The 14,553-nt window shown below is 62.8% G+C and carries 13 protein-coding genes and 1 tRNA gene; 12 read left to right on the top strand and 2 right to left on the bottom strand.

All coding sequences use genetic code 11. The features are described 5' to 3' along the window. Positions 1-87 precede the first annotated feature (87 nt). The 4 genes from C8C92_RS06445 (at position 88) to C8C92_RS06430 (ending at position 3,770) form a co-directional block, all read left to right on the top strand. Positions 88-2,181 carry an AsmA family protein gene (locus C8C92_RS06445; RefSeq protein ID WP_116743301.1) on the top strand — a complete coding sequence of 698 codons (2,094 nt, stop codon included), beginning with the start codon at positions 88-90 and terminating at the stop codon, positions 2,179-2,181. Positions 2,182-2,235: 54 nt separating this feature from the next. Beyond that, positions 2,236-2,312 (top strand) — tRNA-Pro (locus tag C8C92_RS06440). 89 nt (positions 2,313-2,401) lie between these two features. Then, positions 2,402-2,761, top strand: a complete 360-nt coding sequence (locus C8C92_RS06435; RefSeq protein ID WP_099760492.1) for a hypothetical protein — start codon at positions 2,402-2,404, stop codon at positions 2,759-2,761. A gap of 88 nt (positions 2,762-2,849) precedes the next feature. Further along, positions 2,850-3,770, top strand: coding sequence for a hypothetical protein (locus C8C92_RS06430; protein ID WP_133250698.1), 921 nt, complete (start codon positions 2,850-2,852; stop codon positions 3,768-3,770). 29 nt (positions 3,771-3,799) lie between these two features. Here the strand turns inward: C8C92_RS06430 and C8C92_RS06425 are convergent, their stop codons facing one another. Then, positions 3,800-5,197 (bottom strand): GntP family permease, encoded by a 1,398-nt coding sequence (locus tag C8C92_RS06425; RefSeq protein ID WP_116743299.1) that lies wholly within the window; start codon positions 5,195-5,197, stop codon positions 3,800-3,802. Positions 5,198-5,514: 317 nt separating this feature from the next. Here C8C92_RS06425 and C8C92_RS06420 point away from each other — a divergent pair, with 317 nt between their 5' ends. The 3 genes from C8C92_RS06420 to C8C92_RS06410 all read left to right on the top strand — a co-directional run bounded on the left by C8C92_RS06420 (position 5,515) and on the right by C8C92_RS06410 (position 9,268). Next, entirely contained in the window at positions 5,515-6,696 is a 1,182-nt protein-coding gene (locus C8C92_RS06420) for a benzoate/H(+) symporter BenE family transporter (protein ID WP_243420395.1), read from the top strand. 96 nt (positions 6,697-6,792) lie between these two features. Continuing rightward, the gene (locus C8C92_RS06415; RefSeq protein ID WP_099760495.1) at positions 6,793-8,148 is read left to right on the top strand and encodes an MFS transporter; all 1,356 of its coding nucleotides are present in this window, start codon (positions 6,793-6,795) and stop codon (positions 8,146-8,148) included. A gap of 34 nt (positions 8,149-8,182) precedes the next feature. Then, complete coding sequence (locus C8C92_RS06410; RefSeq protein ID WP_099760496.1) at positions 8,183-9,268, top strand: porin; 1,086 nt, start codon at positions 8,183-8,185, stop codon at positions 9,266-9,268. A gap of 21 nt (positions 9,269-9,289) precedes the next feature. On the opposite strand, the gene C8C92_RS06405 is transcribed toward C8C92_RS06410, so the two are convergent. Further along, on the bottom strand, positions 9,290-10,204 hold the full coding sequence (locus C8C92_RS06405; RefSeq protein WP_099760497.1) for a LysR family transcriptional regulator: 915 nt from the start codon (positions 10,202-10,204) through the stop codon (positions 9,290-9,292). A gap of 100 nt (positions 10,205-10,304) precedes the next feature. Here C8C92_RS06405 and C8C92_RS06400 point away from each other — a divergent pair, with 100 nt between their 5' ends. The 5 genes from C8C92_RS06400 to benB are packed head-to-tail and all read left to right on the top strand — an operon-like array spanning position 10,305 to position 14,546. Then, positions 10,305-11,414 carry a muconate/chloromuconate family cycloisomerase gene (locus C8C92_RS06400; RefSeq protein ID WP_099760498.1) on the top strand — a complete coding sequence of 370 codons (1,110 nt, stop codon included), beginning with the start codon at positions 10,305-10,307 and terminating at the stop codon, positions 11,412-11,414. Positions 11,415-11,424: 10 nt separating this feature from the next. Then, positions 11,425-11,715, top strand: a complete 291-nt coding sequence (gene catC / locus C8C92_RS06395) for a muconolactone Delta-isomerase (protein ID WP_099760499.1) — start codon at positions 11,425-11,427, stop codon at positions 11,713-11,715. A 35-nt stretch (positions 11,716-11,750) separates the two neighbouring features. After that, positions 11,751-12,671 carry a catechol 1,2-dioxygenase gene (catA, locus tag C8C92_RS06390; RefSeq protein ID WP_099760500.1) on the top strand — a complete coding sequence of 307 codons (921 nt, stop codon included), beginning with the start codon at positions 11,751-11,753 and terminating at the stop codon, positions 12,669-12,671. A 10-nt stretch (positions 12,672-12,681) separates the two neighbouring features. Beyond that, complete coding sequence (gene benA, locus C8C92_RS06385; RefSeq protein ID WP_099760501.1) at positions 12,682-14,058, top strand: benzoate 1,2-dioxygenase large subunit; 1,377 nt, start codon at positions 12,682-12,684, stop codon at positions 14,056-14,058. Next, complete coding sequence (gene benB, locus C8C92_RS06380) at positions 14,055-14,546, top strand: benzoate 1,2-dioxygenase small subunit (RefSeq protein ID WP_099760502.1); 492 nt, start codon at positions 14,055-14,057, stop codon at positions 14,544-14,546. The genes benA and benB overlap by 4 nt, the downstream gene beginning before the upstream one ends. Positions 14,547-14,553: the final 7 nt, after the last annotated feature.

Raw genomic sequence — 14,553 nt, 5'->3', positions numbered from 1 at the left:
GCAATCGCGATGCGTACGTAACCCAGCGCACCGACCGATAGGGCCTATCGGTCTACCTTGATGACAAATCACTGCGATTGGCATCCCATGACACGCTCGACACCCCTGAAAATCCTCGGCTGGAGCCTGGCCGCCTTGCTGGTCCTCATCGCCCTCCTCGTCATCCTTGTGCTGACCTTCGACTGGAACCGCGCCCGCCCCTACATCAACGAGAAGGTGTCGAAAAGCACGGGCCGCAGCTTCGTCATCGCAGGTGACCTGCAAGTCAACTGGAAGCGCGGGTTGAAGACGGAGCCAGGCTGGCGTCGCTATGTGCCGCGCCCTGTCATCAGCGCGCAGGACGTGCGCATGAGCAACCCGGACTGGGCCACGGCTGGCCCGCAACTGGCCAGCGCGAAACGCATCGACGTGGCCCTCCATCCACTGCCCCTGTTGCAGCATCGCGTGGTGCTGACGGACTTGGCGCTCGAGGCGCCAAACATTGCCCTGCAGCGGCGCGCCGACGGCAGCAACAGCTGGACCTTGAAGGATAACGGCCCTTCGCCATGGGAGGTGGAAATCCAGCGCATGGCCTTTGGCGACGGCGCCATCCGTTACCTCGACGAGGGCATCGCGCTGGACTTGCGCGCCAAGGTCAGCTCGACGGCGCCCGACGCCACGCCGGGCGACGCGCCAGGCAGCGCCCCCGTGGAAAAATACGGCATCAAATTTTCCTTGGGCGGCAGCTACCGCAAGGCGCCCGTGACGGGCGGCGGCAAGGCCGGCGCCGTGCTGTCTTTGACCGACAACAACACCGTCTATCCCGTGCAGGCGCACGCCGTGCTGGGCAAGAACAAGGCCAGCATCGCCGGCACCCTGACGGACCCGCGCTCGCTGTCCGGCATCGATTTGCAGTTGAGCCTGGCTGGCGCCAGCATGGCCGACCTGTACCCGCTGACGGGCGTGTTGCTGCCGGAAACGCCGGACTACGCCACCAAGGGCCGCTTGCTGGGCAAGAAGGATGGCGCCAGCTGGAGCTGGACGTACCAAAACTTCAAGGGCACGGTGGGCCAGAGCGACCTGGCCGGCACCCTGCACTATTTACCGCGCCAGCCGCGTCCCTTGCTGCGCGGCGAAGTGACGTCGCAGCAGTTGCGCCTGGAAGACCTGGGCCCCACCATCGGTGCCGACAGCAATGCACAAAAACAGGCGCGCGGCAAGGCACCCGTGCAACCCGATAACAAAGCCTTGCCCGTGGAACAGTTCAACACGGCCAAATGGAATGCGCTCGACGCTGACGTGAAGTTTACGGGCAAGAAACTGGTGCGCACGCACGACATCCCGCTCAACGACGTCGTCGCCAACATCCACATGAAAGACAAGGTACTGAGTCTGACGCCGCTCAACTTTGGCATGGCCGGTGGCGACATCACTTCGAATATCACGCTCGATGGCCGTCAAAAGACCATCGCCGCGCAAGCCAAGGTGACGGCGCGCCACCTCAAGATTCGCGAACTGTTTCCCAAGCTGCAATCGATGCAAGCGAGCTTCGGCGAAGTGTATGGCGACGCGGCCCTCACGGGCCACGGCAATTCCGTGTCCGCCATGCTGGCCAGCGCGAATGGCGAGCTGGCGGCCACCGTCAGCGAAGGCTCCGTCAGCCAGTTCATGCTGGAACTGGCCGGCCTGAACCTGGCCAATGCCGTCTTCGTGAAAATCTTTGGCGACAAGCAAGTGCATCTGAACTGCCTGGCCAGCGATTTTTCCGTGACGAATGGCCAGGCCGACGTGCGCCGCTTTGTGCTCGACACGGACACGGCCGTCGTGAATGTCACGGGCAACGTCAACCTGGCAAGCGAAACCCTGGACCTCGACGTGCGCCCCCGTACCAAGGGCGCCCGCATCATCACCCTGCGCACGCCGCTGTACGCAAAAGGCACGTTCAAGAATCCGGACGTGGGCCCGCAAAAAGGCCCGCTGGCCCTGAAAGCCGGCGCCGCCGTGGCGCTGGCCACCATCGTCACGCCGCTGGCCGCCCTGCTGCCGCTGGTCAACGTCGACAAAGCCCCCGACACGGACTGCGCCGCCGTCATGGCGCAAGCGAACGCCACGCGCAAGGCGCCCACTTCACCGGCGACGAATGCACCGGCAAAAAAAGTCAGCGAAGCGGAGATCAAGAAGGCCCAGCAGAAAACGAAATAGGCCTTGACGCAGCCGCTTGAAAGCCGCCCCGCCATCTGCTGTAATGAAGGAAAGCGGGGTGTGGCTCAGCCTGGTAGAGCGCTGCGTTCGGGACGCAGAGGCCGGAGGTTCGAATCCTCTCACCCCGACCAGCACCGTCACATGCCGTCAGAACCTCTCTGACTTCGCGTCACAAATCAGCTCGTTGGGCGATGTAACTTTCTGAGAAGGCGTCAATGCCATGATGAATCAGTTGCCAGAGCAAGCAGCAAGTAAGAAGAAAGCATATCTGCTTGGGCTGCTCATCGGATTTCTCCCGATCCTCGCCTTTTTCCTGCTCCTGATCGATCACCCGACTGAGTTAATTGGGATATTCACAGGCATCAGCGTGCCTGATTTCAACGACAGGCCCCTGAAAATCCCGCTTGCGTGCGTCGCACTGTGCCTGTTTCTTTGGGCATCGTTCAAGCTGCAAAAATCAGGCCGAATCACAATGGGTGAGCAGTATGGATTGATTTTTATTGCAACACTCATTGTCGTGGTGCGGTTCTTGATCTTCCTGCAGCAATTGGGACAAGCCTTGAGAGGCATGCCATGGTAATCGTCACCAAAGCAGCCGGAGCAGTCAACGCCGGCGTCAGGAAACAGACGCCGCGCCGCAGGCTAGCGCCCCAACAAGGAGCATGATAATGCGCCCAAGCATGACAAGAACACATCAGGTAAATCAAGGCAAGCGTACGGCATCTGGCGCCATGCGCACCAGGCTGTCACGTGACAATAGCAACGCTGTCAAGAAGGCCAGCAACAGCATTACATGGGGTATCACGATCATTTCGGCCATCAGTCTGACTCTTACATTGCTTGGTTATGGCGTCGCCATGGCGGTTGAAACGACATTTGGCATACCACACCAAACAGTCTATACATCCGTATTGGATCTCCTCGGCTTATCGGTCTACGCCATGATTTCCGTGGTTCTGGGAATCGATGCAATCAAATGGCAGCCGATGCTTGAACAGGCTTGGCCAATCGGCCTTGTGGCGACAGCGGGCATGTTCATTTTTATATGCGGCCCGCTTTACTCAGCAACCCGCCAAGCCAAAACACTCATGGGACCGAATAGTTTCTGGCGCTATTTTTGGCGCCCGACCAAACATGACTCAAGCGGCCGCTTGCTGGCCAAGGAGGTGATCAAATCAGGCTTATTGGGCGGATTCATATTCATTAGTCCATTGTTGGTTGCCGGTGGTCTCCTATTCACCGTGATCCTGATTTCCATCGTCCCCATATTTGGCATACAACTGGGAACCCTCTACTTCAGGAAGTTTGTAATTAGCCCAGCCACTTGCGAGCCCGTCAGAGCGCATGCAGCGTTGCTGCAGGTATTGTCCACCCCTCGAAAAAAGAATGTGCCTGTCATCTCGACAGCCAACTGCGTTGCGCTTTTCAAGGATGCAACCCGGGTGGCAATTGGTCGGGTGGTCGTCTCGACACCTGCTGCTATCGTGCTGTTCGAGCCGGTCAGCGGTTCTACACAGCGAGTGCCGATAGGCGAATTGACCGTGCAAGTTGTCGATCATGTTCCAGCAATCAATCGCCCTCAACCCTAGCGCAATCCTGAAGCACTCAAACCGATGACTCACACCAGTCCGGTCAGATAATAAGTAGCAATCACCAAAAACACGACGCCCGTCTTGATCACGGTGATGCCGAAAATATCGCGGTAGGACTGCCGGTGCGTCAGGCCAGTTACGGCCAGCAGGGTGATGACGGCGCCGTTATGCGGCAAGGTGTCCATGCCGCCGCTGGCCATGGCCACCACGCGATGCATCACTTCCAACGGAATGTGGGCCTGGTGCGCGGCGGCGATGAAGCTGTCGGACATGGCGGCCAGCGCGATGCTCATGCCACCCGAGGCCGACCCCGTGATGCCGGCCAGGGCCGTCACCGAGACGGCCGCATTGACCAGCGGGTCGGGCACGCTGCGCAGCGTATTGCTGACGGCGATAAAACCGGGCAGCGCGGCAATGACGCCGCCGAAGCCATATTCGGAGGCCGTATTCATGGCTGCCAGCAAGGCGCCGCCGACGGCGGTTTTCGTGCCTTCGGCAAAGGAATTCTTGATGCGCCGGAAGGCCGTGGCGCATACCAGCAAAATGCCCAGCAACAAGGCCCCTTCGACGGCCCAGATGCCGACCACGGCGCTGATCGAGGTGGTCACGGGCGCATGCAGGCCCGGCAGCTCATCGCTGGTGATGATGTGGCTGGCGCCATACCAGCGCGGTATCGCATGCGTCAGCAGGAAATTGGCCACACCCACCAGCAACAGCGGCGCAAGCGACAGCAGCGGCGACGGCAGATTCGCCGGGTCGGCCGGGGCGACCGGCTCGGTATCGCCGCCATAGCCTTCGCCGCTGGCCATCACCGAACGCCGCCGCCATTCCAGGTAGGCCAGGCCCGTTGCCACCGTCAGCACGGCGCCGATGGTGCCCAGCCAGGGCGCGGCCCAGCCCGTGGTCTGGAAAAAGGTGGTGGGAATGATGTTCTGGATCTGCGGCGTGCCGGGCAAGGTGTCCATGGTGAAGCTGAAGGCACCGAGGGCGATGGCGCCCGGCATCAGGCGCTTGGGGATGTTGCTTTGGCGGTAAAGTTCGGCCGCAAACGGATACACGGCAAACACCACCACGAACAGCGATACGCCGCCATACGTCAGGGCGCCGCACACGGCCACGATCACGGCATTGGCGCGCGAGCGGCCGATGTAGCGGATGGCGGCCACCACGATGGACTGGGAAAAGCCGGACAGTTCAATCAGCTTGCCGAACACGGCGCCCAGCAGGAACACGGGGAAGTAGAGCTTGATAAAGCCCACCATCTTTTCCATGAAGATGCCGCTGAAGACAGGCGCTACAGCCGACGCGTCGGTCAGCAGCACGGCGCCCAGCGCGGCCACGGGGGCGAACAGGATCACGCTGTAGCCACGGTAGGCGGCCAGCATGAGGAAGGCCAGGGCGGCCAGCACTATCAGAAAAGACATGTCGTTCGGACCTCTGTGGAAAATTTATCGTTCAACAACCATGCAAAAAGTATCATGGTTTGTACTGATTTCCTATTGGTAATATCAATTTCTCCGCAGGTGCAACGTCCCGGACATATTTCCCGCCCCGGCGAGACGCATACCTTTTAAGTATCGAATGGATACCCAATCGGTGTTGGACGCCATTGCCCTGGTTATCTATTCTGCATATATCAGATAACAGTCAGGGTGATATCTTGCCGCAAAGCATAAAACCACAGCAGCACGCAGCCAGCCTGCAGCCGGAACCGCGCGACGGTGGCCAAGCCGCCGGCGGGCTGCGTCTGGCCGACTGGTCAGTATCAGCCGTGGCCGCCGGATTCATGGCCGTGCTGGTGTCGTATGCGGGTCCGCTGGCGATTTTTTACCAGGCGGCCCAGGCGGCACACATGAGCAACGCCATGTTTGCCTCCTGGGTCTGGGGCATTTCCATCGGCGCGGGGCTGGCAGGCATTTTCCTCAGCTGGAAGCTGCGCCTCCCCGTCATCACGGCCTGGTCCGCGCCCGGCACGGCGCTCCTGATCACCCTGTTTCCCGCCATGCCGGTCAGCGAAGCGGTGGGTGCGTACCTGACGGCCGCGCTGATCCTGCTGGCCATCGGCGTGACGGGCCAGTTCGACCGTCTGATGGCGCTCATCCCCAAAGGCATTGCCAGCGGCATGATGGCTGGCATCTTGCTGCCATTTGGCCTGAATGCCTTCAAATCCATCGGCTCGCTGCCACTCCTCAGTTGCGGCATGATCGCCGCCTACCTGGTGTTCAAGCGCCTGCTGCCGCGCTACTGCATCGTGCTGTTGCTGCTCAGCGGCGCGCTGCTGGCCTGGGCCGGCGGCCACACGCACTTTGGCGGCATCACCCTGGAGCTGGCCACGCCGCGTTTCATCGCGCCCACCTGGTCGTGGGCCGGCACCTTCAGCCTGGCGCTGCCGCTGGTGCTGACCACCCTGACCGGCCAGTACCTGCCCGGCATGGCCGTGCTGCGCGGGGCCGGCTATGACAGCCCGGTGCGCCCCATCCTCACGGCCAGCAGCATCGCTTCGCTGGCCGTGGCCTGCGCAGGCGGCATCACGATCGCCATCGCCGCCATCACCGCGGCCATGTGCACGGGACGCGATGCGCACGACGATCCCGCGCGGCGCTACATCGCCGGCGTGGCCAACGGCCTGTTCTACCTGCTCGCCGGCCTGTGCGGCGGCTCGCTGGTGATGCTGTTCGCCGCCCTGCCGCGCGAACTGGTGGCCACCCTGGCCGGCCTGGCACTGCTGGGCGCCATCACCGTCAACCTCGCCGGCATCGCGGCGGCCGAAGACCACCGCGAAGCGTCCGTCATCACCTTCCTTGCCACCGCCTCGGGCATGAGTTTCCTGGGCCTGGGCTCGGCCTTCTGGGGCATTTTGATCGGCATGCTGGCCTGCTGGCTCCTGCATGCCGGGCGGCGGCAGGCCGCGCGCCCCTCCTGACGCACATCCCGTACTTCCCTTCACCACACCCGCACGCCCATCCGGCCGCGCGGCTGGCCCTCCACAACCCACAACAACACCCAGGAGACTTGCATCATGCGACATATCGACGTACACGAATTATCCGACAAGGCCCGTTTCAACCGCTTCCATGCCGGAGTGCTGCTGTGGTGCGCCCTCATCATCATCTGCGACGGCTATGACCTGGCCGTGGCCGGCATCGCCCTGCCCTCGATCATGAAGGACATGGGCGTGACAGCGCAAAACGCGGGCTTCATGGTCAGTTCCGCGCTGTTCGGCATGATGTTTGGCGCCATCTTCCTCGGCACCATCGCCGACCGTATCGGACGGCGCAAAGCGATCGCCATCTGCATCGCGCTGTTCAGCGTCTTCACGGCGGCGGCGGGCTTCACGCACGACCCGTACACCTTCAGCGCCATGCGCTTCCTGGCAGGGCTGGGCATCGGCGGGGTGATGCCCAATGTGGTGGCGCAAATGACGGAATACTCGCCGAAGAAAATCCGCGCCACCATGGTCACCCTGATGTTCAGCGGCTATGCCGTGGGCGGCATGCTGGCGGCGCTGCTGGGCAAGGGACTGCTGGAAACCTATGGCTGGTCGTCCGTCTTCCTGGCCGCCGGCCTGCCCGTGCTGCTGATACCCGTGATCCTGAAAACGCTGCCCGAATCGATGCCCTTCCTGATCCGCGAAAACCGCCTCGATGAACTCAAGCAGATCGTCGCGCGCATGGAGCCGTCGTATCGTCCCGATGCGGGCGACCGCTTCGCCCTGCCCGCGCAGGATCGCGCCGAGGGCGCGCCCATCGGCAAACTGTTCCAAGATGGGCGCGGCTTCAGCACCGCGATGTTCTGGATCGCCTTTTTCATGTGCCTGTTCATGGTGTATGCGCTCAGCTCCTGGCTCACCAAGCTGATGGCCAGCGCCGGCTACAGCCTCGGTTCGGCCCTGACCTTCGTGCTGGTGCTGAATTTCGGCGCCGTCATCGGCGCCGTCGTCGGCGGCTGGCTGGCGGACCGTTTCAACATCAAGTATGTGCTGATGGGCATGTACGCGCTGGCTGCCGTATCGATTACCCTGCTTGGCTTCAAGGTGCCGACCGAACTGCTGTTCCTGCTGGTGGGCCTGGCCGGCGCCTCGACCATCGGCACGCAGATCGTCACCTATGCCTATGCGGGCCAGTTCTATCCGATGGCGATCCGTTCGACCGGCATCGGCTGGGCTTCGGGCGTGGGCCGCAGCGGCGCCATCCTGGCACCCATCGCCATCGGTACCCTGGTCGGCATGGCGCTGCCGCTGGAACAGAATTTCATGGCCATCGCCATCCCTGCGGCCATCGCCGTCATCGCCGTATCGCTGATACGCCATGGCCGTTCGGCCTCGGTGCAAGCGGCACCGGCGATGCCGCCACGCGCGCGCGCCGTTCAACCATAAGCACCACTACATCACGACAACAACGGAGACCAGTATGAACAACACCATCGCCTGCACGGCATTGATCGCGGCAGGATGCCTGAGCACGGGTGCACACGCCCAGCAAGTAACCATGTACGGCCTGCTTGACCTGGGCATGGCCTACACCACCAATGCCAATGCCGCCGGCGACAGCATCGTCAAGATGCCGTCGCTGACGGCCTCGCTGCCCTCGCGCATCGGCTTTCGCGGCAGCGAAGACCTGGGCGGCGGCATGCAGGCACTCTTTGCACTGGAGACGGGCATCGGCGCCGACACGGGCACAACGGGCCAGGGCAACCGCCTGTTCGGCCGCGCCGCCTATGTCGGCCTGAAAAATGCCTACGGCCAGCTGATGCTGGGCCGGCAAGTGAACATGACCTTCCTCGCCACCGCCAGGTCGGACATCATCGGGCCCAACATCTTCAGCATCAGCAGCCTCGATCTGTACCTGCCCAATGCGCGCAGCGACAACGCCATCGGCTACCTGGGCGTGTTCAAGGAATTGACGGTGGGCGCCACTTACAGTTTCGGGCGCGATGCATCTTCGGCGGGCGGGCCGGCCGCCACCGGCTGCGCGGGTGAAGTGCCCGGCAATGTGCGCGCCTGCCGCCAGGTGACGGGCATGCTGGCCTGGGATACCAGGACATGGGGCGCCTCGGCCTCGTACGACCAGTTGCGCGGCGGCCCCGGCGCGGCCAACGGGCTGGTGCGCGCAACCGATACCGACCGGCGCATTTCGCTCAATGGCTACGCGGTGCTGGGACAAACCAAGATCGGCGGCGGCGCCATCGAGCGCCGCATCGATGCGGCCAGCGACAGCCGCCTGGGCCTGTATTACCTGGGCGCGTCCTACACCTTCGACGGCCCGTGGCAGCTCGACGGCCAGTTGTCGCGCCTGGACGTCAAGGACAGCCCGAAGGCATCCAATCTGGCGGTGCTGCGCGCCACCTATTACCTGTCCAAGCGCACGGCCGTCCACGCCTCCCTGGGCCGCATGCAGAACAAGGGCGGTGCCGCCATCGCCCTCGATGCCGGCGGTACCGTGGGCGCGGGGCTGAATCAGTCCGGCGTGCTGATGGGCGTGCGCCACGCGTTCTAAACGGTGCCTCCCCACGTCGGGCTACAGTTCCTCCTTGACGTGGGGCAGCTTGCAGGCGTCGTAGATCTCATAGATTACGCTGAGCATGTTGGACAGTTCTTCCGAGCGGTCCATCAGCCGCACGCTGAAGATGATGGGCGATACGGCGCGCCGGTCGTCGATGGCGCGGTACACCACGTCGTTGCGCTTCATGCCCTGCAGGCTGTCGGGCACGATGGCAATGCCCTGGCCGGCGCCCACCAGGCCGATGGCGATCTGCAGCTCGCGCACCTCGATCACCTGTTCCGGCACGATCATGCGGTCGCTGAAGGTGGCCAGCACCTGGTCGGCAAAACTGGGCCGGGGTGACTTCGGATAGACGATGAGCGGGTCGTGCAGCAGGTCGTTCATCTTCAGCGGCCCTGCTTGCGCGGCGAGCCGGTGCCCCATGGGCAGCGCCACGATCAGCGGCTCCTCGCGCAGCACGATGCGGCGTATCGCGGCATCCTCGCGCTTGAGGCGGCCGAAGCCGACATCGATACGGCCTTCCTTCAATGCCTGCAGCTGCTCCATCGTGGTCATCTCGTGAAAACTGATCTCCACCGCCTGATAGCGTTCGCGAAAGCGCCGCACGATCTCCGGCAGCAGGCCATACAGGGTAGAGGCGACAAAGCCGATCGACAAGGTGCGCTCGATCTTGCCCACGCGCTGGGTCATCGTCTTCAGGTCGGCAGCCTTGGCCAGCAGCTCCTGCGCATGCGCATAAAAGAAGCGTCCCGCCTCGGTCAGGCGCAAGGGACGCGATCCCTTTTCGATCAGCTGCACTGCCAGTTCCTCTTCCAGCTGCTGGATCTGGCGGCTTAACGGCGGCTGGGCGATATGCAGGCGCTCGGCGGCCCGCGTGAAATTCTTCTCTTCCGCGACGGCAACGAAATAACGCAGGTGACGCAACTCCATATATACCTTTTAAGTATTGAAACCATACCAAAACAGTGTTGGACGTGGGGGGTGACGGGGAATATCGTACACATACCTGCTCACATTATACAAATTAAATATGATACTCAGCATAGAAACCATCCTCGCCGACGTGCCAACCATCCGCGCGCACAAGATGTCGGTAGCCACCATGAAGTCGCAGACGCTGGTGCTGGTGCGCGTACGCTGCGCCGACGGCATCGAGGGCTGGGGCGAAGCGACCACCATCGGTGGCCTGAACTATGGCGAAGAGAGCCCGGAAAGCATCAAGACAAATATCGACACGCATATCGCCCCCCTGCTGGTCGGCATGGAGGCGAGCGGTGTGGCCATGGCCATGGCGAAAGTGCGCAAGACCATCCAGGGCAACCGCTTTGCCAAATGCGCGATCGAGACAGCCTTGCTCGATGCGCAGGGCCAGCGCCTGGGTGTGCCGCTGAGCGAACTGCTGGGCGGCCGCGTGCGCGATGCGCTGCCTGTCGCCTGGACCCTGGCCAGCGGCGACACGGCGCAGGACATCGCCGAAGCGCAGCAGATGCTGGAACTGCGCCGCCACCGCATCTTCAAGCTGAAGATCGGCTCGCGCAGCGTGGCTGACGATGTCTCGCATGTGCTGGCCATCAAGCGCGCCCTGGGCGACGCGGCCAGCGTGCGGGTCGACGTCAACCAGGCGTGGAGCGAACTCGATGCCATGCGCGGCATCGCCGCACTGCAGGATGGCGGCGTGGACCTGATCGAACAACCGGTGCGCGCCGATAACACGGCCGCGCTGGGCCGCCTGGCTGCCCGTTTCGACGTCGCCATCATGGCCGACGAGGCGCTGCACGGCCCCGGCGACGCCTTCCGCCTGGCCTGCGCCGGCAGCGCCGACGTGTATGCCGTCAAGATTACCCAGTCGGGGGGGCTGATCCCCGCGCAGCAAGTGGCCACCGTGGCACAGCTGGCCGGCATCGGCCTGTATGGCGGCACCATGCTCGAAGGCAGTATCGGCACGGCGGCCAGCGCCCACCTGTGCGCCACCTTTGCCGACCTGTCGTGGGATACGGAGCTGTTCGGGCCCCTGTTGCTGACCGAGGAAATCCTGCGTGAGCCGCTGGTCTACCGCGACTTCATGCTGCAGGTGCCCACCGGTCCCGGCCTGGGCGTACAGATAGACACCGACAAACTGCGCCGCCTGGCGCGCCAATAAGGAGATTGCCATGCTGTTTCACGTGAGGATGGATGTAAAACTGCCGCCCGACATGCCAGCCGACCGGGCCGACGCGCTGAAGAAGGAAGAAAAAGCGCTGGCGCAGCGCCTGCAGGAACAGGGTCAGTGGCGCCATCTGTGGCGCATCGCCGGCCAGTATGCCAACGTCAGCATCTTCGACGTGGCCGGCAACGAGGAGCTGCACGCGCTGCTGCTGTCGCTGCCGCTATACCCCTACATGCAGATCGAGGTGATGCCCCTGTGCCGGCATCCATCTTCGGTCCGCGCCAACGATCTTTAACCGCCGCAGCATCATTCCCAACAGAGGAGACAAACATGACACACAATGACATCGATACCCTGGTAAAAAGCTGGATCGTCGACGCCGCCGACCGGCCGGCCCATCCACGCGTGCAGGCCATCGTCCTGCGCCTCGTGGGCGATCTGTGCAAGGCCATGGAAGACCTCGATATCCAGCCCGCCGAATTCTGGACTGGCCTGGACTTCCTTGCCAACGCGGGCGCCGCACATGAACTGGGCCTGCTGGCGCCAGGCCTGGGCCTGGAGCGCTTCATGGATATCCGCGCCGACGAAGCCGAGGCCAGGGCCGGACTGCAAGGCGGCACGCCGCGCACCATCGAAGGCCCGCTGTATGTCGCCGGCGCCCCCGCAAGCGAAGGCTTTGCCCGTCTTGACGACGGTAGCGAAAGCGCACAGGCTGAAGTGCTGTTCATGCAGGGTACCGTCTACGACCAGCAGGGCAAGCCGCTGCCGGGCGCCAAGGTTGAAGTCTGGCACGCCAACCTGATGGGCAATTACTCGTTCTTCGACCAGAGCCAGTCATCCTTCAATCTGCGCCGCACCATCTACGCCGACGCACAGGGACGCTATCAGTTCCGCAGCATCATGCCCAAGGGCTACGGCTGTCCGCCGGATGGCAGCACGCAGCACCTGCTCGACCTGCTGGGCCGCCATGGCCAGCGCCCTGCCCACATCCACTTTTTCATCAGCGCCGAAGGCCAGCGCCAGCTGACCACGCAGATCAACATCGATGGCGATGCCTACCTGTGGGACGACTTCGCCTTTGCCAGCCGCGAAGGCCTGGTGCCGGCCGTCACGCATGTCAGCAATGCCGCAGCCATCGCCGAAAAGGACCTGCAACAGCCGTTTGCCTCGATCGACTTCGACTTCCACCTGTATCCGGAAACCGCAGCCGCACCGACCTCGCAAATCGAACGCAACCGCGCAGCCGCCTAGAGGTCATGCCATGATCCCCATCCACCCATACCGGCCAGCCGCCAGCCCGGCGCCCGATCTCGATGCCTTGCTGGTCGAGGACCAGGCCACGGGCGACCATCGCCTGCACCGCAGCGCCTTCACCGATGAAGCCCTGTTCGAACTCGAGATGAAGCACATCTTCGAGGGCAACTGGATCTACCTGGCGCATGAAAGCCAGATCGCCAACAACAATGACTACTACACCACGCACATTGGCCGCCAGCCCGTCTTCATCGCGCGCAACCGGCAAGGTGAGCTGAATGCCTTCATCAACGCCTGCAGCCATCGCGGCGCGCAGCTGTGCCGCCACAAGCGGGGCAACAAGGCTACCTATACGTGCCCTTTCCACGGCTGGACCTTCAACAACAGCGGCAAGCTGCTGAAGGTAAAGGACCCGGAGAACGCGGGCTATCCGGAATGCTTCAACAAGGAAGGTTCGCACGACCTGAAAAAAGTCGCGCGCTTCGCCAACTACAAGGGCTTCCTGTTCGGCAGCCTGAACGACAATGTGGCGCCACTCGAAGAATTCCTCGGCGAGGCTGGCAAGATCATCGATATGATCGTCAACCAGTCGCCGGACGGCCTGGAAGTGCTGCGCGGCGCATCCACCTATACCTTCGAAGGCAACTGGAAGCTGCAGGCCGAAAATGGCGCGGACGGCTACCACGTCTCGGCCGTGCATTGGAACTATGCGGCCACCACCAACCGCCGCAAGGAGCAGGCGGCGCAGCGCGAAGACAAGATCCGCGCCATGGATGCGGGTAACTGGGGCCGCCAGGGCGGCGGCTTCTATGCCTTCAAACAGGGGCACATGCTGCTGTGGACGCAATGGGCCAATCCGCAGGATCGGCCCAACTTCGCGCGCCACGCGGACTACGCGCGCCAGTTCGGCAAGCCAACGGCGGACTGGATGATCAGCCGTTCGCGCAATCTTTGCCTGTACCCGAACGTCTACCTGATGGACCAGTTCGGCTCACAAATCCGTTTGCTGCGCCCGATCTCCGTCGACAAGACCGAAGTCACAATCTACTGCATTGCGCCGAAGGGCGAGGACGACGCAGCGCGTGCGCAGCGCATCCGCCAGTACGAAGACTTCTTCAACGTCAGCGGCATGGCCACACCGGATGACCTGGAAGAATTCCGCGCCTGCCAGCAGGGCTATGCGGGCAGCGCAATGCCATGGAACGACATGTGCCGCGGTGCCACGCACTGGATCGAGGGCGCCGACGCGGCCGCGCAAGAGATCGGGCTGGCGCCAATCATGAGTGGCGCGCGCACCGAGGATGAAGGCCTGTATACGGTGCAGCACCGCTACTGGCTCGACGTCATGAAAAAAGCCCTCGCCGCACAGGGAGAACAGCCATGAGCGCCATCGCGCAGCACGACATCGCCAGTTTCCTGTACCGCGAAAGCCGCCTGCTGGACGACGAACAATGGGACGACTGGCTCGATTGCTACCACCCGGATGCACAATTCTGGATGCCGGCCTGGGACGATGACGACACCCTGGTCACCGATCCGCAGCGCGAAATTTCGCTGATCTTCTACCCGACCCGACAGGGCCTGGAAGACCGCGTCTTCCGCATCAAGACCGAGCGTTCCAGCGCCAGCATGCCGGACACGCGCACCAGCCACAACATCGCCAACATCGAGCTGGAAAGCCAGGACGGCGCCATCTGCACGGTGCGCTTCAACTGGCATACGCTGAGCCATCGCTACAAGCGCGACTACAGCTACTTCGGCATGTCGCGCTACATCATCGACTTTTCCGGCGCACAGCCGCTGATCCTGAACAAGTATGTCGTCCTGAAGAACGACTACATCAACCAGGTCATCGACGTGTACCACATTTAACAAGCTT

The sequence above is a fragment of the Janthinobacterium sp. 78 genome, assembly GCF_003096775.1.
GTDB lineage: Bacteria > Pseudomonadota > Gammaproteobacteria > Burkholderiales > Burkholderiaceae_D > Janthinobacterium > Janthinobacterium tructae.
This window is presented reverse-complemented; position numbering and strand designations above follow the sequence as displayed.

What these genes read in the sequence shown, in the direction of transcription:
- C8C92_RS06425 (WP_116743299.1), bottom strand. Translation starts at nt 5,197, where the DNA reads ATGTCTTTTCTGATAGTGCTGGCCGCCCTGGCCTTCCTCATGCTGGCC.
- catA (WP_099760500.1), top strand. Translation starts at nt 11,751, where the DNA reads ATGACACACAATGACATCGATACCCTGGTAAAAAGCTGGATCGTCGAC.
- benB (WP_099760502.1), top strand. Translation starts at nt 14,055, where the DNA reads ATGAGCGCCATCGCGCAGCACGACATCGCCAGTTTCCTGTACCGCGAA.
- C8C92_RS06435 (WP_099760492.1), top strand. Translation starts at nt 2,402, where the DNA reads ATGATGAATCAGTTGCCAGAGCAAGCAGCAAGTAAGAAGAAAGCATAT.
- C8C92_RS06405 (WP_099760497.1), bottom strand. Translation starts at nt 10,204, where the DNA reads ATGGAGTTGCGTCACCTGCGTTATTTCGTTGCCGTCGCGGAAGAGAAG.
- benA (WP_099760501.1), top strand. Translation starts at nt 12,682, where the DNA reads ATGATCCCCATCCACCCATACCGGCCAGCCGCCAGCCCGGCGCCCGAT.
- catC (WP_099760499.1), top strand. Translation starts at nt 11,425, where the DNA reads ATGCTGTTTCACGTGAGGATGGATGTAAAACTGCCGCCCGACATGCCA.
- C8C92_RS06445 (WP_116743301.1), top strand. Translation starts at nt 88, where the DNA reads ATGACACGCTCGACACCCCTGAAAATCCTCGGCTGGAGCCTGGCCGCC.
- C8C92_RS06410 (WP_099760496.1), top strand. Translation starts at nt 8,183, where the DNA reads ATGAACAACACCATCGCCTGCACGGCATTGATCGCGGCAGGATGCCTG.
- C8C92_RS06430 (WP_133250698.1), top strand. Translation starts at nt 2,850, where the DNA reads ATGCGCCCAAGCATGACAAGAACACATCAGGTAAATCAAGGCAAGCGT.
- C8C92_RS06415 (WP_099760495.1), top strand. Translation starts at nt 6,793, where the DNA reads ATGCGACATATCGACGTACACGAATTATCCGACAAGGCCCGTTTCAAC.
- C8C92_RS06400 (WP_099760498.1), top strand. Translation starts at nt 10,305, where the DNA reads ATGATACTCAGCATAGAAACCATCCTCGCCGACGTGCCAACCATCCGC.